Genomic DNA, 370 nt, shown 5'->3' with positions numbered 1-370 from the left:
CTTCCCAACCGCGTTTTCACGGGTTGGTGCATCGGTTTGTTGGGATTGATTCTTTCGTCGTGACCCACTTAAGGGGCACGGTTTGAATCGTCCCAAGCGACGGCCTTCCACGGGAGTCGAACCCATGACCGCTGTCGAACAGCGGCGCTCACCAGCGAGCGAAGGCTACCCTCCCAAAAGGGAGAGTGTAACCAGCCTTGGTAGTTCAAAGGTGCCTCGTCGGTAGACGAGTAGTGTACCGTTCGTGTGGTGCCAATCCGTCAACGAAAGTTGACGGGTTAAGGTGGGTTGGGCACGTCGGCCCAATCCCGGTCTTTAGGAGGTGATCCAGCCGCAGATTCCCCTACGGCTACCTTGTTACGACTTAAGC

Annotated in this window: 1 rRNA gene; it reads right to left on the bottom strand. The window is 56.8% G+C overall.

Going from position 1 to position 370, the window contains the following annotated elements:
* Positions 1 to 317 precede the first annotated feature (317 nt).
* Positions 318 to 370, bottom strand: a 16S ribosomal RNA gene (locus tag NKF26_RS23980); the annotation flags it as partial.

It is taken from the genome of Haladaptatus sp. AB618, from assembly GCF_024136965.1.
Lineage (GTDB): Archaea > Halobacteriota > Halobacteria > Halobacteriales > Haladaptataceae > Haladaptatus.
This window is presented reverse-complemented; position numbering and strand designations above follow the sequence as displayed.